The sequence below is a fragment of the Paenibacillus sp. 2KB_20 genome (assembly GCF_052115765.1).
In the GTDB taxonomy this organism is placed as follows: domain Bacteria; phylum Bacillota; class Bacilli; order Paenibacillales; family Paenibacillaceae; genus Paenibacillus_AQ.
The window spans coordinates 56,781-77,596 of record NZ_JBFRHH010000002.1; the positions used below are offsets into that span (position 1 = coordinate 56,781).

Sequence of the window (20,816 nt, forward strand, 5' to 3'; positions counted from 1 at the left end):
AATATGGTTTTTGGGCATAAAAAAGCACCCTCATAAATTCGAGAGTGCTTATCAGTATAATTCGCTGCCATCAAACTTCCATCCGTATTCCTTCGGTAGTAGATCCTCGCCGGCTTCCAGACATTTGTCGATCTTCTGAATCAGGCCTTCCGTTGTCTCACTACCTGGGATCATCTCCAGCGGTACGCATGAGTCTGGAAATTTCTTTTCAAACTCCTGCATCTTGGCCCACAGTTCATCTGTCACGATGACCATCAGATCTCCTCCAGTATTTGTTGAAATAGAGCAAATGACTTCGGAAGAAACTCCCTCATCAATTCTGCCCGCTTACCGCTAGGGTCAAAACTAGCTTCAAACATGTGTGCAAACGCCTCTTTTTCAATTGCGTTAGGCAGCTGCTGCCAATACTTCGGGCTGTGACCGTACTTCCCTTGGACTCTTCTCCGTGTCACCCCACCGTAAATATCTGAAATCGCTGAATGAAGCGCACCATCGCCCTGTCCTAGAATCATGGAAATCTCAAGCTGTGCTTGTCTCAAATCCACGCCTTTATTTTTGGTGTAGTTCTGCATATAATCCTGGACGTCTCGAAGAACAGTCTTCTTGAAGTCCTTCGCGTCGATACCCTTCAGATCTATATGAGATACGCCATCATACGTCGCACCTTTTAACTTGATCGCCGCCATATTATCAACATAATGGCCTAGCTCATGGAAATAGGTCGCTCCGCTTCCCCTAGGATTCTTTAGGTCATCCGCAAAGTCCATATTTACGACCTGGGAAACCGGCGAGTAATGGGCTCCTTGCTTGAAGCGGGAATCCTTGATCACGTTGCCCAGAACATACTCGGTGAAAACACGTTTGGCTACATCTGAACCCGCGCTGAACCGATCTGTCAGAACCTTCTTGTATTCCGGCGTTGCATCGGTTCTGTCCATGATCGACTTAAATTGGTCATCTGCCTTGAGTATATCCTTTTTCTGGGTGTTTGGCGAGTCGATATACTCCTTCTTCCAATCTTCATACTTCATGTCACCGGAAATATAAATCCGCTGACCGGTGGAGTCCTTGGCGATCCGTTTGCCTGGATCCACTTCGTCATCAAAATAGGCCGTAACCGTGGTCCTGCAGCGGGCATGGAACGGTGGATAGTTTACGCTGACTTCACGCTCACTCAAGTTGAACACTTTGCCGTCCATGACGCGGCAGATTTCGCTGGTCCGCTTATCGAGCGTTGCCAATATCTCATACTGCTGGACGACGCCGCTATTCTTATAACCTTCGGCGGTTGCTTCGTTGATGATATGGGCGCTTTCAGTTTGAATTAGCCTTTCAGCGGTAGAAGTCGCTACGCCCATCCTCTTCGCCAGCAGCGCGCTGACCTTTTTGGCACTGTCGCCTCGAATGAAGGATTGTGATAAAGCTGTTCGGAGTTCTCGAAGCAGCTTATCGCGGTCGTCCCAGATCCGGGAGCTATAGTTCTTCCCATACCATGGCCGGCTGATGACCTCCTGCACGGCTTCCTTATCGGCACGAGCAAACGAGGCCAGGATCCCTTTACCACCCTTGTTGATTTCGAAGAGGGTGCGGTGATAAGTGTCCTCATAAATATCACCCAGCAGCTTCCCAGTGCCCGCCTTCTGGCTTGCGGCCAACATTTCGACCTGTTGCCTCACCTGAAGCTGTAACGCCTCCAAACGGGTAACACGGGTCCGGTAATAGACGTTATCTAGCTCTTTGGTCCACTGGCCGTCTGCGTTGTTCTTGGCCTTCATCCGGAATTCGCTTAACGTCATTTTGAACTCGGCCAGTTCACCAGCTGTCAGAAGTCGCTTCGCCTCGGCCATACTGACCTCATTGTTTTCAGCGAACCGTGCGTAAAAGGATTCCAGATCCCGTTGGATGGATTTTTGGGCTAATTCATATTGTCGCCTTAGCCCCGCCTCGTAACGATCAGCTTTTTCAAACTGCCTATGGGCAACCTGCTCGGAGCGTTTGCGCCAATATTCCTGCGACTTCATGATTCATCATCTTCAGTAGGCAGTTCATCATATTGCCCCTGGTCAAATTTCGCTTGAGCAGCTGCCTCTTCGTTTGCCTTTCGATCCATCTCATCTTTGGTATTTGTTGTCCATGGATGGTTTGCCGTGACCGTCTCATCAGAGAGGATCCCCACGCTCTTCTGGGCATTCTCAACTGCTTCGGTTTCGTTGATCACAATATCCCTGTTAAAAATAAAAGTGACTTTCTCATTTGAGAAGTCACCTTGACCGGAATTGGCTAAATGGACATCGATAAACCATAGCAGCTGCTCAAATGCCCATTGATATTCGGTTTCGATCAGATTGCAATCCATGTCCAGATCCGCATATAGGAACTTGAGCGCGATGCCTGACGGATCCCCGCCGAAGTTGTTGGCCTGGGTATCTACGCCTCGGCCAAACTCGTAAATGTCTCGGCGGTTCTGGTCCTGGTGTTTGGTGTGTGCTTCGGTATTGATCGTTACATCGAGTTTATCCACGCCCCCATCATCTGTAACCTTCACCGCACGGTAAAGCGTCAACTTCTCCCGGAACTCGCCCAGATCCACCCCGTCATAATTCTTCAGCACCATGATGCTATTAGGCGTATCTTCTAGGTTGTTCGAATTATCCGATTTCTGCTTATCATAGTCGTCGATGAGTGATTTAATTTGATGCAGAAGCGGGAGCTCCTCAGCGTTGTACTTGAAGCAGATGAACGGAACTTTCGTCCAGTTAAACGGTGCCTCCGTCTCGTCTGGATTCATAAGCGTAAAGTGTGCGGTTGCCCATCCATTGCCGTATGTCGCGAGATCGGGAACCACCTGATCATCCTGATAGACGAGCCGCTTGACGCCTGACTGATCCCAATACTCAACCTTGGTGACTTCTTTACGGTTCTGGGCTTCATATGTGGTGTACGAATATACTCGTATGACCGCATCTAATTCCGTATGGTCCGCATCCTTCCATAGCGGAATGACTTCGTGACTCGGGATGCGCTTCAGTTTGAACTCGCCGTTCTCATTGTAGTAAACATGGATCCAGGCCTTCCCTTTTTGGATGGACTCTTTACCCACACGCTGCAGTAATCGCTGAAACTCCTTCTCGAAAAAAGTGTCGGTCAGCAGCTCCTCATACTGTGTATTTTCCGTTTGAACGGTCAAGGGCTTAGAAAGTAGATATCCCACCTTTTGATCCACTAGCTTTTTAGTGAAGTTGTTGACCAGCTTGTTATTCGCCACATTATCCACTATAACGGGCTTACCGTCAGCGCCTATGGTGTACTTCTTGCGGAATACAATATCCGGGTAATCTCGATAATACCGCTCTCCCGTGATCATCCATGCACGCTCATCTGATTTTAACCAGTCTTTTACGGCGCTGTAGATAATCTGGTCCATGCCCATCGGGGCGTTAAGTGTAAGGTTGGCCAGTATCGAATCCGTTGCGGTAGATCCATGAAAAAACATTTGCTTCCTCCTTTCTTAGTCGAATGAAATACTCCCGCCTTTAAGATCAGAAACCTCATACCCATCTAATCCATACCAAACTGCTGAGAATGTATGTGGATCTATTTTGAATTCATCAGGTATGATATTCCCGTTTTTATCTACTTCGTAAGTCAAATACTTCAATTCTCGTATCACATCCGGGCAATTGGACGAACAAATGATCTTTTTGAATCTCTTCACCTTTTTGGTGTTTGCAAGCCTGGAACCTTGAAACTTTTTAGCACCCTTCATACGAAAGCCTATTTGCTTATAATATTGGATTGTCTTAGGCTCCGCACTATCAGCGATAATCAATTCCTGCGACTCCTTAAACTCACTTATTTCCACCGCTGTTAAGTCATCAGTCATTTTATTCTTGTAATACTGCCAGTAGATATAAAGGATCTTTGCCTTATGGTCTATTGCCATACGAACAATAGCGTTATAAGAGTCTTCAAAGCCGAAGTCCATCCCCACACGTTGAATAGGTTGCCTTATAGCCTCTATTGCATCTATGACCTTTTCATGAGGCCACTCTTCAAATTGCGGCAGTACTCTAATTCCATTAATGCCAAAATGACCTTTACGGGCTATCCGGTAAAGGTCTGGATCATAGTCTTTCAGTTCGTCTAGTTGCTGGATGTAGCTTTCAGGCAAAAATAAATTATCATCTGCTGTTGAGTGATGATAATAGGTATCATTCGTTATGATTGTTCGTTTTTCGTATAACTCATGATCATCCAGTATAAAACGTTTGTTCAAGTCATCTTTGAAGAAGTGAGTAAACGACCAGTTATCTTCTCCCACAGGGTTTGTAGACAACAGCATGTGAAGCTCTAACTTCGGGTGCCGTAACCGTCCTAGAAGCTCCTTGAATCCTGCATACTTGATTTCAGAGCACTCTTCCAGCCAAACAATTGAAATGTTGTTAATGGATTTCAGCTTAGTCGGCTTATCCATCCCTTTAAATATAATCTTGCTACCGTTTGGAAAACGTAGCTGCATAGGGGATGTTAAACACTTAATCTTATGATCCAATCCCAAATCAATAACGATTTCTTCAAGCAAAGAATATGTTGAATCCCTGTGAGTATCATACACCTCCCGAACTACCAAGGCCGTACGCTTCTCACTCAGTAATTTTAGGATGAGCTTCAGGGCTACGTGATAACTCTTCGATGATCCATAGCCACCCACTAGGAATTGAAATTTCGTTGACCAGTCAAATAGAAAGTCTTCAAAGTGTGGGTTTACTTCTTTTTCAATCACTGGAATCACCTTTACGCTTGATGACAATTTCAATAGGTTTGTCGTCATCCTTCGTAGCCTTCTGTTCAAGCAAAGCGATCTCACCTTTCAGCCTGGCGATCCGCAGCTCCTGTTCTTCGGTCGCTAGATCCGTCTTCAGGAACTCGTCATATTGCTTGATTAGGCTTTGAAGCGTACCCATGGCTCGGCTCTGCGCCTGAAGGAATGTGGCTTGCTTGTCCCAAGCCTGCTGAACTTCCCAGCGCTCACCCCAAACGTTGCCGCCCTTCTCCTCGATCTTGGTCGTCGTCACGTCTTTCCGATCCTTAACGTACATAATCTGCTGGGCTCGGATGATCGCCGTGTACTGGATCATGATGTTATCCCATACGATGTCCAGTGGCTCCCTTATCTGCAGCTGCTCCATAATCTCCAGCGATTCCGCCGGCAGATACTTCTGGAAGAATCCATGCGTAACGGCCTTATCGTTTCCTGGAGGGCCACCAGGTCCACCGCGATTCCCTACAGCGTTCTTATTGCCCTTGGGCGCTCCGCCTTTGTTTGTGTGCACCCTTTTCGGTTTGTGTGCACCCTTTTCACGGGACCAACCATGCCGCTGCTTCCAGCTCTTGACGGTGTTAATTGAGACGCCGTGTTTGTCAGCAATCTCTTGATATTTCATGCCTAGCAAATAATCCTGCTCGGCCAGCTTATGCAATTCCGCCATTTACACGATCACCACCCCCGGCGTTGTGTTGGTTTTGTAACATAGAAAAAAGCACCCCGAAGGATGCTTGATTTTGATAATTAATCTTTATTGGTGTAAGATACCATCGCAGTATAATTAACCTCAGAGTACACGCCATATTCTGTATGGGTACTAATAGCTAAAGGAACTGCAACATACGTTACCCCAATGTTTGCCTTATTACCACTATCAAATTCAGCTAAGAATTCGTTGACGTATTGTTCTAGTGTTGCAAGATTGGTACTTTCAAATGTCTTAACCCTGAACATACATTCCACCTCCTCTCGCCAGCATACTTCGACCCACAGGAAGGAATTCCCTCTTTTTATGTCGAAAGTAGTGGTTCGAAAGGAGGTGTTTTTTCTTGTTTAAGTCGACCAAAGATTTTGATAAGGCTATGCATGCGATCCTCAATAATATCCAAAATGGCGAGTCCGATTTCTTCGCTAATTTGAATATCGATGAAACGGATGCTGTTGACGCTCTTGAAAGGGCTATTGAACTGGGATTTATCAATGGACTCACACTCAGGCGTGCAGCAGGTAATCATGTAATGTTTTCAAAAAATAACCCGCGGTTAAGCTATGAAGGTTTATCGTTTGTTGAAAATTTTAAAGGTTGATTAATCGTATTTGAGTGCGCTATCTCCTTAGTGCGCTCAAATACATACTCCATATTGCTGTAAGTGATTTTGTTTCGACTCAACACCTCAAGTAATTCATTCGCCACCATTTCCATATCGATAATCATGTCTTTCACCCCTTCCCTATTCAGTTGTGCTAATAGCTCGTCTCGATACTTTGCTTTTTCCAAAAAGAAAAAGCCGCTAAGAAAGCGACTTAAACAGAAATATTTATTGACGTACGTAAATATAAAATGGTATAATATAGACAAGGAGGTGAACAAGATGTCAAAAACGAGAAAAGAAGAACGACGCGATGAACGAACGGCTAAAATCTTACTTATGACGGCAATCATAAGTTTGATGGGTTCGATCATCACCCTCATCACCACGCTGGTTCGCTAATCAGACAACCCGGAAGGGAGGCCCTGCAAAGGGCTTCCTGAAAGGGTGGGTGAAATATAAGGTGTCGTTCTTCTTAACTCGATTATACCACAAAGGAGCTGATCGTATGAACGTCTCCAAGATGAATAAAGCAACGATGATTATCAGTGTATTATCGATTTTGATAAGCCTGACAGCCATAGCCATCCTTATTGCAAAGTGGTGACATTATGCTTGAATTTGAATCCAAAGAACAACTGACTGCCTGGATAGCTCAAGAGCTCATTAGCACAGCCGAAGCTATTGAGATTCTGGGCTGCACTCGTCAGAACCTTCATTCCTTCGTTAAGCGGGAAAGACTCGTGCCGGTCAAAGAGACGAACCGGGAACGCTTATTTTGGAAGTCAGAGGTTTTAAACCTCAAAGATGAAGTTGCCAAGTACAACCGTAAATGACCCGTCATTATGGCGGGTCTTTTCTTTTGACTCGAACACAACGAAAAAGCATCCCTAAAGGATGCTTAAACATACTTTCCATTTTCAGTTAATTTGATTTCCCCCATACTCAAAAGGATGTCTAAATCCTTATCAATCGCTCCGGGGGCAATCCCATCACCTAGCCATGTCTTTTTGATTTCTTCGAGGGTTAGCCCTTCTTCATGTTGTTTAATCAGACTTAATAGACTTACATTGTACACTTGCGATATCCTCATCTGGTCACCTAACTCCCGTACATTTGTTTCTCTACCTGAGGCGTTATGCAAAAGCCACCTCAAGTTGTTCTTTAATTATTATAAACTTCTAACATCGACTTTGATATGACCTACTAGCTGATCGTCTTCGTCTAATACAAAAGGTTTAATCCCTTCCCGAGGAACAATAATCTGTTGGTTCCAAATCTCGGCCGGTTTAATATTTGCATGGCAACTTCCAGTTAGAATAAAGCTCTCTAAACCAACGGTTGTAGTATATAGAACGACATAGCCCGTCACGACACCCACACCTCCTCCAGATATCAAACTTCGACATCAAGGGATATATTTCCTGCAAAGAAAATACCGCCTAGATCCGAGACGGCAAAATGAAAAAACAAAAAAGCACCCGCTAGGATGCTTTTTTCTACCAAAAGCCTTTATTTTCGCCCTGTTCAATAAAGTCATCATCTTCATCGTTTACAGAGCTTGCATACTCAATAACTCGTATGTAATTGATATTACTCGAATGAATTATCATTTCGCCGTAATTATCCTTTACACGAAACCACTTTGATGTCTCTATCTTATTAAGCGCATCATCAAGTTCTTCTCTATCTTTGTAAGATAGATTTATACTTTTTTCATCACTAAAATAAATGGTAATTCCAAATTTATCCACATTCAAATCACTCGCCTCCTTATTCCCTAATAGCTTCGACATATTTATCCAAATTCCTCTCTAGCTTGAAAAGAATAAAAGACCGCCTCGATCCGAGACGGCAAGAAGGGGAGATAACGAATAAAAGGTTAACGAATAATCCGAACGGCAGGATTTGAACCCACACTACTTACTCCCAAGGCAAGCGTGCTACCCAGCTACACTACATCCGGTTATAAAAGAGACGGCCGCTTGACCGCCTCCTTACATGAAGGGCACAATATCATATTAACACGGAAAATCAGACGTTTGTTCTCGTTCTGTTCGCAATTAATTCGCTAATTTTTCGTACTCCGTCAAAGCCTTCTTTCTCCAGCGGTAGAACACGTCCTTGGATATATTCATTTCCTTGCTGGCTTTATCCCACGATATCCCATCAATCAAGTGTATCCGCAGCAGCTTCGCATAATCCGGTTTATACTGTTCCAGGGCATCCAACACCGCATCGATCCGGTTCACTTCTGCCTGTAGATCTTGCAACTCGGTCAGACGCTCCATAATCTCCTCGATTCCATTCCGGATATCATATCCTCTCGCCTCGATCACCTTTTGAATCTTTCGTCGCAGCTCCTGCAGCAGATCTGTGTCTTCAGGGTCCATGACTTGAACAGGTACGGCTTGCTTCTGTGCCTTTACACCGGCAGGATACCAGGTCATATAGGTATGGGCTACACTCTCCAATTTTTGCTCGTATCCGGATAGATACATATACGACGGCAGCCCTCTCAATTTGCGGTGCAGCTCCTGCAACTGGTCATCCTCATTCAGTCGGGATACCGTGATTCCGGCACCCACGCTATACGTCGATAGTGCCTGTATGCGGGCTTTCTTTTGGCGATATTGGGAAAGCTGCTCTATCACCTGTTGTTCTATTGTCATGATGCCTTCATCCTTTCTATTCTGGCTTTAACGGCTTCCATCAAGGCATCTTGCCCGGCGGCCTTGCGCTCCAATGCTGCCACGGCGTCCTCGTCCATTGTGCCCTCGGCTACCAAGCGGATAACCACGATGTTGTGCCTAACACCTTGTCGGTGGACCCTTGCATTAGCCTGCTGGTCTTCTTCCAGGCTCCATATCTGATCAAACCAGACAACCGTCCGACAGCTTGAATCTTGTAGGTTCAGGCCGTGACCGGCTGACTTTGGATGCAAAAGCACCAGCGGTATCTCGTCATTATTCCAAGCCCGGATATCCTCATTCCCGTCTTTACCTTTCCGTAGGATTCTCGCTTGCGGGAACCGCTCTTGAATCCGTGACAGGCTATGCTTGAAATTGTAAAACACCATAACCGGCTTGCCGTTGGCTGCCTCGATCACATCTTCCAAGGCGTCCAGTTTGGCTTCATGAATCAACTTAACGCCCTTGTCCTCGTCGTACACAGCGCCACTAGCCATCTGCAACAGTTTATTTGACAGGACGGCCGCAGTGTTGGCCACGACATCAGCATCCAAGAACGGAAGTAGTAACTCCTTCTCCAGTTTCTTGTACAGCTCCCGCGCTTTCGGGCTTAAAGAGATCTGGATCGTCCGATCAATCCGTTCAGGCAGTTCCAGCCAATCCTCTGCTTTCATGCTGACGGCAATATCAGAAATGGCCTCATATACCCGTTCCTCTGCTTCCTGTTTGGCTTTCCACTCATAAACCACGTGGCCGCTACGACTACCGGGTGTAAAATAACGATCGCGATAACCGGTTATCGTCTTACCTAGTCGTTCCCCTTGATCGATCAGATACATCGGCGCCCATAGATCCATAAGACTGTTCGGGGCTGGCGTACCTGTCAGGCCGATCACACGCTTCATCATTGGCCGGACCCGGCGAAGGGCCTTGAATCGTTTGGCCTGTGGGTTCTTGAAGCTGGAAAGCTCATCGATCACCACGGTATCAAACGGCCATTGGCTGCCGTACTCGCTGACAAGCCACTCCACATTCTCCCGGTTGATCACATAGATATCAGCCTCTGCTTTCAAGGCTTTGCGTCGAACTGCGGCGCTCCCTAAAACCTTACTGATCCGGAGATGCCTCAAATGGTCCCACTTCTCAATCTCTCGGGCCCAAGTGTCATCTGCTACCCGCAAGGGTGCAATAACCAAAACACGACCAGCCTCGAAATAATCATTCAGCAATAAATCCATGGCAGTCAGGGTGCTAACGGTTTTGCCTAGCCCCATCTCAAGCAGTAGCGCAATGAAGGGTGTGTCCAGGATCCGCTGGGTAGCATACTCCTGATATTGGTGCGGTTTAAACTTCATTTGACTCTCACCTCGTCTATAAACCGGTCAATGTCCTCGTTCGAATCAATTTTATAATGTCTGTGACCCAGGCTAAGCAGCTTTCTCTTCCAACGTTCCTGTAAGGGCTCCAGTTGCTTACCCGGTGCTTTCATCTCGACATATATTGTTTGACCGTTAGGAAGAAGGACAATCCGGTCCGGTACTCCTCGATTTCCTGGGCTTACCCACTTTGGCGCTTCCCCGCCGATCCGTTTGACTTCACGGACCAAACGGCGTTCCAGTGCAGACTCTCTCATATTTACTCCTTTCGTTAGGTTGCCAAATTGCCCCCTACACGCACGTACTGCGTTTTTACGCGTTTAAGTTATATTTCCGTATCCCCTATATGGGTTAATTAATATTATTATTAAAATAGTAGAATTTACGGCAACTCTGGCAACGATAGCCCTTCAACCCTTGGTACGATTGGGGTTTCCGTGGTTGCTGTAAAATTCACTTCTCGGCAAATCTTCGGCAACCTCGGAAACGGGTCACGGCAACCCGGCAACCTCTCCGGCAACCCTTTACGGCAACCGTTCAAAAACCCTTTGTACACCATAACCGGGAAGCTTGGCTTTTCCTTTTCGTTCAGCCCACCCTGGGATATTACGCATGATGTCCATTATTTCTTTTGCCTCCCAGGTACGCATATCACCGCGCTTTTTACCAAGGCACTCCGTCCATATCTGGGCTGCACAGACTCGGTCACGCAGATCTTCGGTAGGTCGCCCCATCTCATCCTCTAATGGCATATCAAGCCATTCCTGAATAATGCCTTCTCTTGGATCCATCTCCATATGTGCAGCTTGTTGTCGTTCCGCCTCCATGCGGGCCTCGCTATCCAGTTCCAAGGTTTCCCCCGCCTTAAACCAGCTCACAACCTCGGCCCATATTTGGCTCACTTCTTCCTCTGTTAAATGATCCCAATGACTCAATGAAGCACGATCCGGAAATATCTCGATGGGCCAAAAACGACGGTTCCCGGTCGCATCCCGGAGGAAATCCCTTGTATTCGTCGTCCCGAAGAAGACGCACTTCCGCGGGAACTCCGAGACTTGACGGTCATAGGCCACCCGGTACCGGTCTTCTGTTTTGGATAAAAACGCCTTGACCTCTTCAACCTCAGTCTTTTTCATGGCCGACAGCTCGCCGATCTCGAAGATCCAGCCGCTCTGCAGGTGTTCGCCGGCTTCCTTATTCTCAAATGTCCGTAAGGAGTCAGAGAACCATTCACGGCCAAGCTTCGCCAGCAGGGAGCTTTTCCCGGCCCCCTGTGGCCCGACTAGGACCAGCATCTGGTCAAACTTACATCCTGGACGATAAAGCCTTGCGACGGCTGCCAGCAGCATCTTCCGCGTAACTTGTTTGGTGTAATGGATATCAGCTGCACCCAGGTAATCGATAAAAATCCGTTCAGCCCGGGGCATGCCATCCCATACGGTACTCTCCACATAAGCCTTGATTGGATGGAACGTATTCCGATGCACCACCTCTGTGAATGCATTCTGTATGGTCTTGGCCGAGTTGATTCCGTGAACCTTGGCAAACCAATGCTGGAGCCGTTTATCATCTGCACCCAGCCAAGGCTCATATGACCGCCCAAGACGTTCCTGTTCACGCCACGGCAGCGGGCTCCGGATAACCTCCGTATTACCGAAAGCGTCATACGCAAGTGTTCCATGCCATAAGCCATACGTTAGGATCAATTCCACATTCCCGGCAGTCGGCAGTAGCTCACCGCTTTTATGGTGCCTCTCAAGCTTTTCCGTCCAGCTGTCATCCTCCGGATCGTCAGGGCTGCTGTCCTCATCATCGAACGCGGCAGCCATCTCGGCGAAATCTGCTTGCTTCTCAATAGCGGCCAGACGTTTAACCTCCGGTCGTTGTATTGCCCATTGCTCCATAGCCATGTGACTCGGCTTCTTAACGTCAGGCGTATGCTCTTTCACCCGTTCGTCCAGATGGCCGAATTTATGAACTCGTACAAGGTCAAAAAGATTATAAGTACGTCCGTCTGCGATCGGATCGCTGTCCTGATGGGAGAAAGCGAGATCCTGATCCGGATAGACTTCCAGACCGTTACCGCTCGAGCCCTTGGTGTATGTGTACCGGTCCGGCATCGAACCCTTTTCGTAAACATCTGATAGAAAAGTTTCAATGCCTTCTTCAATGGTGAATGCCCTACAGAAGAGGCCTATGGTCCCGAACTTCTCCCGAGGATCCTGCGCTCTCTTGGCTGCTAGCTGAGCAGGAGATTTATCTTCCGGGTGCCGCGGCCAGATCATGACGTCATGCCAATCGGAATACTCATCGAGGATCCGATCCACAGAGAGCGGTTCCCCCTCGAAAACTTCCAAGACCGGATCCGCGTCCTTGCTGCAGCTCGGCAGGTACATAAGCCGGTGGACGTCAAACGTGGTCTTGTCAAAATACTCCATGCCGATATGCTCCGACAGTTTACGGCTGACGGCTGCGTACTCATCCGGGCTCATGTTCCGATCCACCGGAATGATCAGGCGGTATTTCGGTTTCTCCGGCCGATGGCTATGCGTGGAATAGATAACATAGGCCGTCCCTCCCAGCACAAGTTCAGCCGAAAATATAAAATCCTCGTCTCCGCGATCGACATCCAAAGTAATCAAGCTCCGGCTATCGACATTCTCCTTTTTCCGGCGCCCGGTGCGGACAAGCCCGCCAACAAAAGCGGGCCCATCCTTCACCTTACCGCGGGAGACATTGTTCATCTTGTCATACTGGGCCATCGTCTCTGCTGTCCGCCGGACCTTCCGCAGCCGGTCCACGAACTCATCCCAGGTCAAATATTCAGTTTTCCAGTTCGTATCAGCCCGGTGCTTGCCGAAGCTAATGTCCAGTTCCTGCATGATGCCACCCCTATTACGTTCTATTTCACAAACCTTCTTGCAAATCTTAACTGCTGCTCAATATAGGGATCCGTATACTGACCGCCCATCGCCAGCCAATCGCCTATTCGCTTATTAATGTCCTCCAGGACAACCATGGGTAGCTGATCTGAGATTTTCAGAATCTCATCCATTGGATTCGGCTTTGTCATTCTTCGAGCTCCGAATCTTCTTCGTAGTCTTCATCCGACTCACATCCACTACAAGCTGCGTATGAGTGTCTATATTCATAAGTGCCGCACGCTGAACACACGACGTAATTCATATCCCACTAACCTCTCTTTCGAAATACAGGGTTATTTATATCGCCATAACGCTCTTTCATCTTCTGAATGCTTCTCCGCCCGTTATCTGCATAGGAGATAAGCGGCCTTGTTGCTGCCTCTTCCTGAGACCATCCGCGGCGTACTCTCGCGTAGAAGTTTTCCCGACTTATCCCGTTACTCGCTGCCGTCGCCATGATTTCATCCGAGTATTTGCCTTGAAACGATTTAGCATAGAGACAAAGCTTCTGACGTGCGTACTTATCCGCAACAGGTTCTGTTGCTGCCCGTTCAGGATCCCATCCATACTCCAAGCGTCTATTGAAAGTCTGCCGCTTAATCCCGTTACTTTCCGCCAAGGCAATCCAGTGTTTACGGACGTTCATCTTACGAGGTGGTTCTGATAAAGCCCTTTCCTTCGGCCATCCTGCCGTTCGAAGCCGCCAATCGAGCAACATGGAGCTTATCCCGTTCTTTTCGGCAATGGCGTATTCTTCAGGGGTAATGTAGAAGTAGTGTCCCATACCGCTTTACACCTCCTGGGTGATGGTACCGGTAAGGCCATATAGACCTCGCCGATCAGCTCACCGTTATCGTCATATATCAAATCCCAAGGGATATCTTGAAAATAAGGATCAAAATCATACATGATTCCATCAATCCTTCTTATAAAAGTCCGTCTCAAAGGCTTCGGCACGAAGTGGAAGTCCCGGCGCCCATTCGATCGGCTGCCCCATAATTTCAGTTATCTCGTTTAACGAGTCCCTGCCATTGTCGTAAGGCTCATCGACTATGACCTCATCATGGACATGCATCCGAGTCTCAAAGCCTGCAGCATCCAAGCGAAGCATGCTCACGGCCAGACAGTCCCGGCTGATCGCCTGCACAATGTTCTCGACTAGCTTCGGTCCGTAAGTGTCAATCTTGCCCCATGTCTTCTTTGTCTGGTCCACACCGTCATAGACAAGTGCCGGCTTATCAAATTTCCCATCAACAATCCGTGGGTTTACATAGGCCAAACGGCGACCAGATGGCAGCCGGATAAACAGATAGCCGCCTTCGCAGTAAAATGTCAGACCATACTGCAGCTTGATCGTTCTTCGCTCTTGGACTGCCGTCATAGCGGCCCTGTCCACATCCCACCAGAGCTGAGTAATCTTCTTATTAGCTGCACGCCATGTTTTAACTAGTGGCGGCAGCTCATCCGGAGTGAGCCCCATTTTAAGAGCCCCCATCTGCTCCAGAGCGCCAACAGCGCCACCATAACCCAATGCAAGCTCCGAGATCTTCCCTTTTTGGCGTAAGTCCTTGGTGATCTCTTCAAGGGTCAAGTGGAACATCTGCGCCGCCGAGGCTTCGTAAATCTTGCCATGGGTCTTGAATACCTCCAGCCGCCAGGTCTCACCCGCCAGCCAGGCTATCACCCGCGCCTCGATCGCAGAGAAGTCTGAAACGATAAAGCGACATCCCGGCGAAGGAATGAAGGCCGTCCGGATCAACTGAGACAGGACAAATGGCGGAGCGCCAAACAGCATTTCCAGCAGCTCATAATCTCCGGATAAAAGTAGATCCCTTGCGAGATCCAAGTCCGGCAATTTGTTCTGCGGGAGATTCTGCACTTGCACCAGCCTTCCTGCCCAGCGCCCGGTCCGGTTAGCTCCATAGAACTGTAGTAATCCCCTAACCCGGCCGTCCTGGCAGCGTGCGCGCTGCATGGCTTCGAACTTCTTCACCGATGTTTTGGACAGCTGCTGCCGGAGCTTCAGCATCGTTTTAACCTTTTCGCTCTTCGCTTCTTTGATCAGACCCGGTATAGTGTCTTTGGTTAAGCCGTCGATCTGGATCCCTTCCTCTTCCTCCAGCCAGGCCTTCAACTGCGCCGGGCTATTCGGATTGTCCAGACCAGTGAGCTCCTTGGCCTCCTGAACCGTTCGAATCTTAAAGGCTTCATCACATTCGATGGCCCGAGTATCTAGCTCCGGATGAAGCTGTATCCCGTTATCATTGATCTTCTGATCCAAAGCCCAGAGCTTATGTTCAAATTCGGATATCTCGTATTTCTCGATCATCTTTCGAACGGCCCGTTCGGCTTCAACGTCTTGCCGGTTATACTCCTTGTACTGCTGCCACTTCTCCGGGTCATGATATGGGAGGTTACGGGTCCGCCCACCGTTGACCTTGGTCGGCTTGCATGGCGTAGAAAAATATTTAATCAGCGCCTTACCAGCACTGTCTTTCTGTTCATCCACTTTCAGCACCTTGGCAACTCCGGCCAGATCTCCAGGCAGCCCCAAGGTCAGAGCATGAACACTTGAACAGCGCCATTGTTCTGGCGGCATCAGATAGCCCATGTATTTCGCCAGCGCAGTTCGTTCGAAGTTAGCATTGAAGGCGGTTTTGATCACATCCATCTTCAAGGCTTTGATCACATCGCTTGGAATTGCCTCAAAGTCCATCAGATCGATAACCGTCACCGGATCATTATCGAAAGCAAAACCGAACAGAAGAATTTCAAAGTCAGGAGCCTCAACGTAGGGATAGACGCCCGATTTTTTAATATCAAGGCTGCTGTATGTTTCAAGGTCAATTTGGAGAAGCGTCATAGCTTCTTCCCACCGTGACGCTGTGGCCGTGTTGCGTTGTATGCCATCTTCTCCCTGATTGCAGTCTCCAGGTCGATACCGTGCCGTCCGCATACATCGAATACTCTGATCACGATGTCAGCCAACTCTGACGGGATGCCGCAGGGTTTGCAATTCGGGGTAATAGGGTCATTCATTCTTGTTTTTAATTCTTTATTTTCATACCAAACTTCGGTAATATCCCGACCGTTCCGGTAATCCTCCAGAGCTTCTGATGCTTCCGAGTGAATCAGAGAAATGATTTCCCCAAAACTGCAGTCTTCGTCCCACCAGCCCTTTTCGACTGCATTACGATGTGCTTCTTCAACCAATCGGCTAATGGTCAATCCTTCAGGCAGCTCATTACGTTCTGTTCCCCAATGCCCATTACGCTTTAGAATTTCAACAATCTCAGTAGCATAAGGTTCATCCGTGTTAACGACGATGTATGAATTAATGCCTTTACCCAACAACTCTCTTTCATCGTTTATTATGTTAAGGAGCTGGTACATCTTCTTTCGATCTACTTCGAGTAGCAGTGTATCAATGTCAGCGATTTTCACTACTGCATATTTGTATTGCATGGATTAGTCCCTCCGATTTGAGATTTTGCGGTTATAAAAAGGGGCCTGTATCCCAAGCCCCTCCAAAGAAGTAAATTGATTAGTTCAAGTAATCGTCATCGTCACTGATGTCCACAATGTCATCGAAGTCCTCACTTGCAAAGTCATCATTCAGGCTGCTTCGTCCGCCCAGGAAATCTCCATCTTGCACTTTAACGAGGTTGTTCAGCCCTGCAGCAACGCCACGGTTTCCTTTAGCATCGAATGGATAGAAGTTCAAACTCACTTTGGCGTAGCAGCCGGAGTATACTTCAGTTGTATCCGTGATCTCTTGGAATTTGGTTTTACCGTTGCCATCCTTACCGATCGGCTTAGCAATCCCAGGCTTGTTTTTGCTCGAAGCATTCAGGAAGTAATGACCGGCATACGCTTCATCATCTGGCCGTTCCTCGTCACCGTCACGCAGCGGTGTCTTACAGTTTGCCGGGATCTTGCCGCCCCATTTACTCTTTCCAAGCTCCTTTGCAGCATCGACAGCAGCTTTGATCTTGCGAAGTGTTTCCTTATCTGACTTCGGGATCAAGATCGCCGTGCTGTATTTCTCATCTCCACCATCGATAGATTGCGGTTCAAAAACGTGAGTATAAGAAAGACGTACCATTCCTGTGATTACTTTGGTTGATTGATTATCGATTGCCATATTTGTTCGAACTCCTTTAATTGTTTTATTTTTAAGCGGACACCGAGGATGGGGCTTTTCTTTCCAAGGATGAACCCCGATTTGCCCTTTTCTGAGGCCGCAGTAGTAAACAGTTGAGATGTAACCAACACTCTTTGACCTTAAATGCCGACAGTTACTACATAGCATCCGAGAAATCCTCATTTGCAAAATCTTGATCCACGCTATTCAGCTCCGGCCGCTTATCAGTCTCCGGCACCAGTACCGGTTTACCTGGAGGCTTCACGATTAGACCGTCCAACAAGGAAGCAAGCTCCTTTTTGCCGATCTTCTTCTCCAGATCACCAATGCCAAGCAGCTCCTGCGGCTTGAGATACTTTTCAGCTTCAAGCTCAGCAGTTTCTAATGCTTTACGAGCAGCAACCTTATCGGTAATGGCTCGGTTGCTCCTGCCTTCAACTAGTTTCCACGATGGGATCTTCGCGCCAGCTTTAGCCTGATCGAAGGCGTATTCCTCAACGTCCTTTGCCCACACTTTCAATTGCTCAGCTACAAATAAAACCGAGCCGATTTCGTCCATGGATAAAAGAGCCGGATCCTGAAATTCATACGCAAGAGCCTTCATATTCTCATCAGCACGCGCACGGCAGTTCCCTTTCACTTTGCACCATCGGCAATGGCTACCGGGCTCGAATTCACCTTCCCCAGCGTCTGCCAGCGCAGCTGCAGGCTTAACAACGACCTCGGCCCATTCAATTAGCTCACCAAGCGGAAGCGTATCTGTACTGACGCTATCCAGTCGTGGCTGAACAATTGTCATACTGACTTCTTTGATCGAATAGAGATAATTCCAATTCGACCAGGCGCCCAGACCGTACAGCCGGAGCTGAGGGTTACCGATCGCGCTGACCGGAACGCCCTTACCATATTTGAGGTCAATGACATCAAGCATCCAGTCCGAGATAATCACAACGTCACCGGTACCGTATCCATCCGGAACCCATTCCGAGAAATCCACACGCTCTTCGAAAAGTATCACTGCATCCTTCGTTCGAGTCTTGGCCGCCATGAAGCGTTCCTCTACAACATCCACATAGGCAGCCACTGCGTCTTCCATTTCCGGTCCGTAATAGGAGTTGGTTTTCTTGAATTTTTCAATGGCCTTATCAAGCCGTTTACGTTCGGTCGCATTACAAGGGGTTAGTCTCCGGCGTAGGATCAGCTCGGACAGCTCATGGGCCGCGGTCCCCTCATCGGCGAACTCGCTACGTTTATCGGGGATGCTCTCCTGCAGCCGGGCGCTGGGCGGACAGTTTATCCACTGATCCGCCTTGGACGCACCCAATAAGGCATGGGCCCGTTCAGCATGTGCTGGCTGCGTCATAGAAGATTCTCCAGCTCTTCCATGAAGGCGATTCGCTTCTCTTCTGGTACATCCGAGATCGACGCACTTTCAAACTTGCCCAGCAGTTCTTTGATGGCTGGCTTCTTCTTCGGATCCTTGCCGACTTCTTGAGCCTTAGCCCGGAGATCCACCACGCTTGGAATTTCCTCTTCTTCAGTCGATCGACCATCTTCAGCTTCTTCCTCGATTTCCTTCTCAATGGCGTCAACGTCAATTTTCTGACCGACATCTACATTTTTGCTTTCATCTTTCTTGACAGTAGAGGTTTTCCGTTGACGTGACTTCGGTTCTTCAGAAACGGTAGCAGACGGAGCAGCTGGCCCGCCGAATGCAGCGGACAATGTAGCAAACTCTTCTATGGCTTGTGCGGCGTTATCGCCGTTAATCGTAATTTGTACGGGCATGTATAAGTCCTCCTGATAATTGAATTATTAATTGCTAGCAGGGTGTTGACTATAATGCTCAACGACCGATTTAATGCAATCAGTACAGATTAGTTTTGATTGGAATTCTTTTAATTTTGTAGGCTCTGACTCCCCACAGATAAAGCAACCAGGTGCATATCTACTGATGATGATCTTGTCAGCCTCAGTGTAAAACTCCATCGGGTCCCCTTCTGCGATTCCAAACGTGCGGCGCAGCTCTTTAGGGATCACAACGCGCCCCAGATCATCGATCCGGCGAACAATTCCTGTAGCTTTCATATTGCTTCTCCTTCCGACCAGTGTTAAACTGACCTTAACTAGTTGAATGATTTGCAGTTTGACGGCTCCTACCCCGTTCAAGCTGCATTTTTCTTTTTAAGACGTGAAGCCAGGCTGATATATTGTCGGCGGTACACTTCCCGGAGCAGCGAAGACTTTGTTGTCTCGATCAGCTCCATCAGGTTTTTACAGCTGCGGATCCGTAACCTCTTGTTCACCTTCCTGTTTCACCCCCTTCCGGCAATTACTGTTACTGCGCCGAGCTTCTTAATCAGACACGGTGCGGAGCAAACAAGCTCAAAATCGATTTTCCAAGCGGGTTGACCGAAGTAGATTTCCTTACCGCATAACTCATTAGCGCAGTAGTCGATAACCTCATCGGCTATCAGGTCCCTTACCTTGCTCATTTAGTCACCTCATTTCAGGCAATTTGCCCTCATCCATCTATCAACTTCAGACCAAATCACTCTTGTTTGCCTTTGACCTACGTTGTACGACGGGAATCCGGTTCTGTGCTTTAATTCATAAGCTTTTCTTTTGCTAATTTTTAGACGATCCGCCAATTGAGGAATGGTTAGTAACTCTTCATGATTTGACAATAGTACCCCTCCTAAGCTGCTTACTCTCTCACAAGTTCATCCAATGTAACCCCCAAAGCATCGGCAATCTTAACAAGGGTTTCTATTTTTGGGCCTTGTTTTTTTGAGCCCAGACCATACAATACAGTTAGGGAAACTCCGCTTTCTTTTCCTAGTTGATAAATTGTCCATCCCTTCTCATTGAGCAGGTTCTGTATATTCCCTTCAATCTTCAGCCCCATGTTTACCACCTCCTTGATCACATATTATAACCCTTTACGGTCATAGTAAAGCCTAGTTATAACCCTTTACGGTCATATAATACCTGATTTACTTTTGATTTCTCTTTTATACTTGACTTATCTCCCTATTCTGTTTTATTATCCCCTTATTAGGTTATATCCGAATTAGGTTATAGTGGAGGTTGTTAAAATTGGGGATAGCAGAAAGAATTCAAGGTCTAATGAATGAAAAAGGAATAAGCGCCTACAAACTTTCTAAAGAAACGGGAGTCCCGTACACTACACTCACCAAGATTTTGAATAAAACAACTAAGAATCCCCAAATAGATTCACTTCAATTAATCGCCAATTACTTTGACAAAAAGGTTGATTACTTCACACAAGGTGAGGTTGATTCTGAAAATGAAAAAAGTAGTTATTATGTACTTACTGAGAAGGATGAAGCAGATATAGCAAAAGAGCTTGAAAGAATGATGAAGAAATTAGAGGGGGATAGTGGTATCTCATACCTTGGAGAACCACTTGAAATGGATGAGAACGATCGAGAATTATTAAGAATTTCATTTGAAAATTCGTTACGTGTTGCTAAACAAATAGCAAAAAAGAAGTTCACTCCTAAAAAATATCGGGACTAATCTA

At 47.4% G+C, this 20,816-nt stretch carries 27 protein-coding genes, 1 tRNA gene and 1 pseudogene; 3 read left to right on the plus strand and 26 right to left on the minus strand.

All coding sequences use genetic code 11. The annotated features are described in order from the left end of the window. Positions 1–51 precede the first annotated feature (51 nt). From AB4124_RS06075 to AB4124_RS06100, 6 genes are all read right to left on the minus strand, one after another. Positions 52–255 carry a hypothetical protein gene (locus AB4124_RS06075; RefSeq protein ID WP_441971751.1) on the minus strand — a complete coding sequence of 68 codons (204 nt, stop codon included), beginning with the start codon at positions 253–255 and terminating at the stop codon, positions 52–54. Beyond that, positions 255–2,021: a minor capsid protein gene (locus AB4124_RS06080; protein ID WP_441971753.1), complete on the minus strand. Its 1,767-nt coding sequence runs from the start codon at positions 2,019–2,021 to the stop codon at positions 255–257. Before AB4124_RS06080 ends, AB4124_RS06075 begins: the two co-directional genes overlap by 1 nt. Beyond that, a complete protein-coding gene (locus AB4124_RS06085; RefSeq protein ID WP_441971755.1) occupies positions 2,018–3,493 on the minus strand; it encodes a phage portal protein in 1,476 nt (491 codons plus the stop codon). The genes AB4124_RS06080 and AB4124_RS06085 overlap by 4 nt, the downstream gene beginning before the upstream one ends. A 15-nt stretch (positions 3,494–3,508) precedes the next feature. Then, positions 3,509–4,783, minus strand: a complete 1,275-nt coding sequence (locus AB4124_RS06090; protein ID WP_441972479.1) for a PBSX family phage terminase large subunit — start codon at positions 4,781–4,783, stop codon at positions 3,509–3,511. Further along, entirely contained in the window at positions 4,776–5,489 is a 714-nt protein-coding gene (gene terS, locus AB4124_RS06095; protein WP_441971757.1) for a phage terminase small subunit, read from the minus strand. The genes AB4124_RS06090 and terS overlap by 8 nt, the downstream gene beginning before the upstream one ends. A gap of 80 nt (positions 5,490–5,569) precedes the next feature. Next, positions 5,570–5,779, minus strand: a complete 210-nt coding sequence (locus AB4124_RS06100; RefSeq protein ID WP_441971759.1) for a sporulation protein Cse60 — start codon at positions 5,777–5,779, stop codon at positions 5,570–5,572. 95 nt (positions 5,780–5,874) lie between these two features. Between AB4124_RS06100 and AB4124_RS06105 the strand changes: the two genes are divergently transcribed. Together AB4124_RS06105 and AB4124_RS06110 are read left to right on the plus strand one after the other, a co-directional pair. Next, positions 5,875–6,132: a hypothetical protein gene (locus tag AB4124_RS06105; RefSeq protein ID WP_441971761.1), complete on the plus strand. Its 258-nt coding sequence runs from the start codon at positions 5,875–5,877 to the stop codon at positions 6,130–6,132. A 614-nt stretch (positions 6,133–6,746) separates the two neighbouring features. Beyond that, positions 6,747–6,971, plus strand: a complete 225-nt coding sequence (locus AB4124_RS06110; protein ID WP_441971762.1) for a DNA-binding protein — start codon at positions 6,747–6,749, stop codon at positions 6,969–6,971. 65 nt (positions 6,972–7,036) lie between these two features. On the opposite strand, the gene AB4124_RS06115 is transcribed toward AB4124_RS06110, so the two are convergent. From AB4124_RS06115 to AB4124_RS06210, 20 genes and pseudogenes are all read right to left on the minus strand, one after another. Further along, positions 7,037–7,213: a hypothetical protein gene (locus tag AB4124_RS06115; RefSeq protein WP_441971764.1), complete on the minus strand. Its 177-nt coding sequence runs from the start codon at positions 7,211–7,213 to the stop codon at positions 7,037–7,039. A 93-nt stretch (positions 7,214–7,306) separates the two neighbouring features. Beyond that, on the minus strand, positions 7,307–7,507 hold the full coding sequence (locus AB4124_RS06120; protein ID WP_441971765.1) for a hypothetical protein: 201 nt from the start codon (positions 7,505–7,507) through the stop codon (positions 7,307–7,309). Positions 7,508–7,634: 127 nt separating this feature from the next. After that, entirely contained in the window at positions 7,635–7,895 is a 261-nt protein-coding gene (locus AB4124_RS06125; RefSeq protein WP_441971767.1) for a hypothetical protein, read from the minus strand. Positions 7,896–8,028: 133 nt separating this feature from the next. Then, a tRNA-Pro gene (locus AB4124_RS06130) sits at positions 8,029–8,101 on the minus strand. A gap of 97 nt (positions 8,102–8,198) precedes the next feature. Then, positions 8,199–8,807, minus strand: coding sequence for an RNA polymerase subunit sigma-24 (locus AB4124_RS06135; protein WP_441971769.1), 609 nt, complete (start codon positions 8,805–8,807; stop codon positions 8,199–8,201). Further along, positions 8,804–10,180: a DEAD/DEAH box helicase gene (locus AB4124_RS06140; RefSeq protein WP_441971771.1), complete on the minus strand. Its 1,377-nt coding sequence runs from the start codon at positions 10,178–10,180 to the stop codon at positions 8,804–8,806. The genes AB4124_RS06135 and AB4124_RS06140 overlap by 4 nt, the downstream gene beginning before the upstream one ends. After that, positions 10,177–10,473: pseudogene (locus AB4124_RS06145) on the minus strand (VRR-NUC domain-containing protein); the annotation flags it as partial. The gene AB4124_RS06140 and the pseudogene AB4124_RS06145, both read right to left, overlap by 4 nt. 252 nt (positions 10,474–10,725) lie before the next feature. Continuing rightward, the gene (locus AB4124_RS06150; protein ID WP_441971773.1) at positions 10,726–13,083 is read right to left on the minus strand and encodes a VapE domain-containing protein; all 2,358 of its coding nucleotides are present in this window, start codon (positions 13,081–13,083) and stop codon (positions 10,726–10,728) included. 20 nt (positions 13,084–13,103) lie between these two features. Continuing rightward, positions 13,104–13,274, minus strand: coding sequence for a DUF6877 family protein (locus AB4124_RS06155; protein WP_441971775.1), 171 nt, complete (start codon positions 13,272–13,274; stop codon positions 13,104–13,106). 119 nt (positions 13,275–13,393) lie between these two features. Next, positions 13,394–13,909: a hypothetical protein gene (locus AB4124_RS06160; RefSeq protein WP_441971777.1), complete on the minus strand. Its 516-nt coding sequence runs from the start codon at positions 13,907–13,909 to the stop codon at positions 13,394–13,396. Between the two features lie 132 nt (positions 13,910–14,041). Continuing rightward, positions 14,042–15,988 (minus strand): DNA polymerase, encoded by a 1,947-nt coding sequence (locus tag AB4124_RS06165; protein ID WP_441971779.1) that lies wholly within the window; start codon positions 15,986–15,988, stop codon positions 14,042–14,044. Next, positions 15,985–16,590 (minus strand): hypothetical protein, encoded by a 606-nt coding sequence (locus tag AB4124_RS06170; RefSeq protein WP_441971781.1) that lies wholly within the window; start codon positions 16,588–16,590, stop codon positions 15,985–15,987. Before AB4124_RS06170 ends, AB4124_RS06165 begins: the two co-directional genes overlap by 4 nt. Positions 16,591–16,669: 79 nt before the next feature. Continuing rightward, positions 16,670–17,269: a DUF2815 family protein gene (locus tag AB4124_RS06175; protein ID WP_441971783.1), complete on the minus strand. Its 600-nt coding sequence runs from the start codon at positions 17,267–17,269 to the stop codon at positions 16,670–16,672. A gap of 157 nt (positions 17,270–17,426) precedes the next feature. Beyond that, entirely contained in the window at positions 17,427–18,632 is a 1,206-nt protein-coding gene (locus AB4124_RS06180; protein WP_441971785.1) for a DUF2800 domain-containing protein, read from the minus strand. Next, positions 18,629–19,057: a hypothetical protein gene (locus AB4124_RS06185; protein WP_441971787.1), complete on the minus strand. Its 429-nt coding sequence runs from the start codon at positions 19,055–19,057 to the stop codon at positions 18,629–18,631. Before AB4124_RS06185 ends, AB4124_RS06180 begins: the two co-directional genes overlap by 4 nt. Before the next feature lie 27 nt (positions 19,058–19,084). Next, a complete protein-coding gene (locus AB4124_RS06190) occupies positions 19,085–19,357 on the minus strand; it encodes an AbrB/MazE/SpoVT family DNA-binding domain-containing protein (protein WP_441971790.1) in 273 nt (90 codons plus the stop codon). 77 nt (positions 19,358–19,434) lie between these two features. Next, on the minus strand, positions 19,435–19,575 hold the full coding sequence (locus AB4124_RS06195; RefSeq protein WP_441971792.1) for a hypothetical protein: 141 nt from the start codon (positions 19,573–19,575) through the stop codon (positions 19,435–19,437). 9 nt (positions 19,576–19,584) lie between these two features. After that, positions 19,585–19,764 carry a hypothetical protein gene (locus AB4124_RS06200; RefSeq protein WP_441971794.1) on the minus strand — a complete coding sequence of 60 codons (180 nt, stop codon included), beginning with the start codon at positions 19,762–19,764 and terminating at the stop codon, positions 19,585–19,587. 9 nt (positions 19,765–19,773) lie between these two features. Beyond that, positions 19,774–19,956, minus strand: coding sequence for a helix-turn-helix transcriptional regulator (locus AB4124_RS06205; RefSeq protein ID WP_441971796.1), 183 nt, complete (start codon positions 19,954–19,956; stop codon positions 19,774–19,776). 20 nt (positions 19,957–19,976) lie between these two features. Further along, positions 19,977–20,177: a helix-turn-helix domain-containing protein gene (locus AB4124_RS06210; protein ID WP_441971798.1), complete on the minus strand. Its 201-nt coding sequence runs from the start codon at positions 20,175–20,177 to the stop codon at positions 19,977–19,979. Between the two features lie 191 nt (positions 20,178–20,368). Between AB4124_RS06210 and AB4124_RS06215 the strand changes: the two genes are divergently transcribed. Further along, complete coding sequence (locus AB4124_RS06215; protein ID WP_441971799.1) at positions 20,369–20,812, plus strand: helix-turn-helix domain-containing protein; 444 nt, start codon at positions 20,369–20,371, stop codon at positions 20,810–20,812. Positions 20,813–20,816 lie beyond the last annotated feature (4 nt).

What these genes read in the sequence shown, in the direction of transcription:
- AB4124_RS06075 (WP_441971751.1), bottom strand. Translation starts at nt 255, where the DNA reads ATGGTCATCGTGACAGATGAACTGTGGGCCAAGATGCAGGAGTTTGAA.
- AB4124_RS06180 (WP_441971785.1), bottom strand. Translation starts at nt 18,632, where the DNA reads ATGACGCAGCCAGCACATGCTGAACGGGCCCATGCCTTATTGGGTGCG.
- AB4124_RS06200 (WP_441971794.1), bottom strand. Translation starts at nt 19,764, where the DNA reads ATGAGCAAGGTAAGGGACCTGATAGCCGATGAGGTTATCGACTACTGC.
- AB4124_RS06185 (WP_441971787.1), bottom strand. Translation starts at nt 19,057, where the DNA reads ATGCCCGTACAAATTACGATTAACGGCGATAACGCCGCACAAGCCATA.
- AB4124_RS06175 (WP_441971783.1), bottom strand. Translation starts at nt 17,269, where the DNA reads ATGGCAATCGATAATCAATCAACCAAAGTAATCACAGGAATGGTACGT.
- AB4124_RS06140 (WP_441971771.1), bottom strand. Translation starts at nt 10,180, where the DNA reads ATGAAGTTTAAACCGCACCAATATCAGGAGTATGCTACCCAGCGGATC.
- AB4124_RS06165 (WP_441971779.1), bottom strand. Translation starts at nt 15,988, where the DNA reads ATGACGCTTCTCCAAATTGACCTTGAAACATACAGCAGCCTTGATATT.
- AB4124_RS06150 (WP_441971773.1), bottom strand. Translation starts at nt 13,083, where the DNA reads ATGCAGGAACTGGACATTAGCTTCGGCAAGCACCGGGCTGATACGAAC.
- AB4124_RS06080 (WP_441971753.1), bottom strand. Translation starts at nt 2,021, where the DNA reads ATGAAGTCGCAGGAATATTGGCGCAAACGCTCCGAGCAGGTTGCCCAT.
- terS (WP_441971757.1), bottom strand. Translation starts at nt 5,489, where the DNA reads ATGGCGGAATTGCATAAGCTGGCCGAGCAGGATTATTTGCTAGGCATG.
- AB4124_RS06210 (WP_441971798.1), bottom strand. Translation starts at nt 20,177, where the DNA reads ATGGGGCTGAAGATTGAAGGGAATATACAGAACCTGCTCAATGAGAAG.
- AB4124_RS06155 (WP_441971775.1), bottom strand. Translation starts at nt 13,274, where the DNA reads ATGACAAAGCCGAATCCAATGGATGAGATTCTGAAAATCTCAGATCAG.
- AB4124_RS06170 (WP_441971781.1), bottom strand. Translation starts at nt 16,590, where the DNA reads ATGCAATACAAATATGCAGTAGTGAAAATCGCTGACATTGATACACTG.
- AB4124_RS06135 (WP_441971769.1), bottom strand. Translation starts at nt 8,807, where the DNA reads ATGACAATAGAACAACAGGTGATAGAGCAGCTTTCCCAATATCGCCAA.
- AB4124_RS06085 (WP_441971755.1), bottom strand. Translation starts at nt 3,493, where the DNA reads ATGTTTTTTCATGGATCTACCGCAACGGATTCGATACTGGCCAACCTT.
- AB4124_RS06100 (WP_441971759.1), bottom strand. Translation starts at nt 5,779, where the DNA reads ATGTTCAGGGTTAAGACATTTGAAAGTACCAATCTTGCAACACTAGAA.
- AB4124_RS06160 (WP_441971777.1), bottom strand. Translation starts at nt 13,909, where the DNA reads ATGGGACACTACTTCTACATTACCCCTGAAGAATACGCCATTGCCGAA.
- AB4124_RS06190 (WP_441971790.1), bottom strand. Translation starts at nt 19,357, where the DNA reads ATGAAAGCTACAGGAATTGTTCGCCGGATCGATGATCTGGGGCGCGTT.
- AB4124_RS06110 (WP_441971762.1), top strand. Translation starts at nt 6,747, where the DNA reads ATGCTTGAATTTGAATCCAAAGAACAACTGACTGCCTGGATAGCTCAA.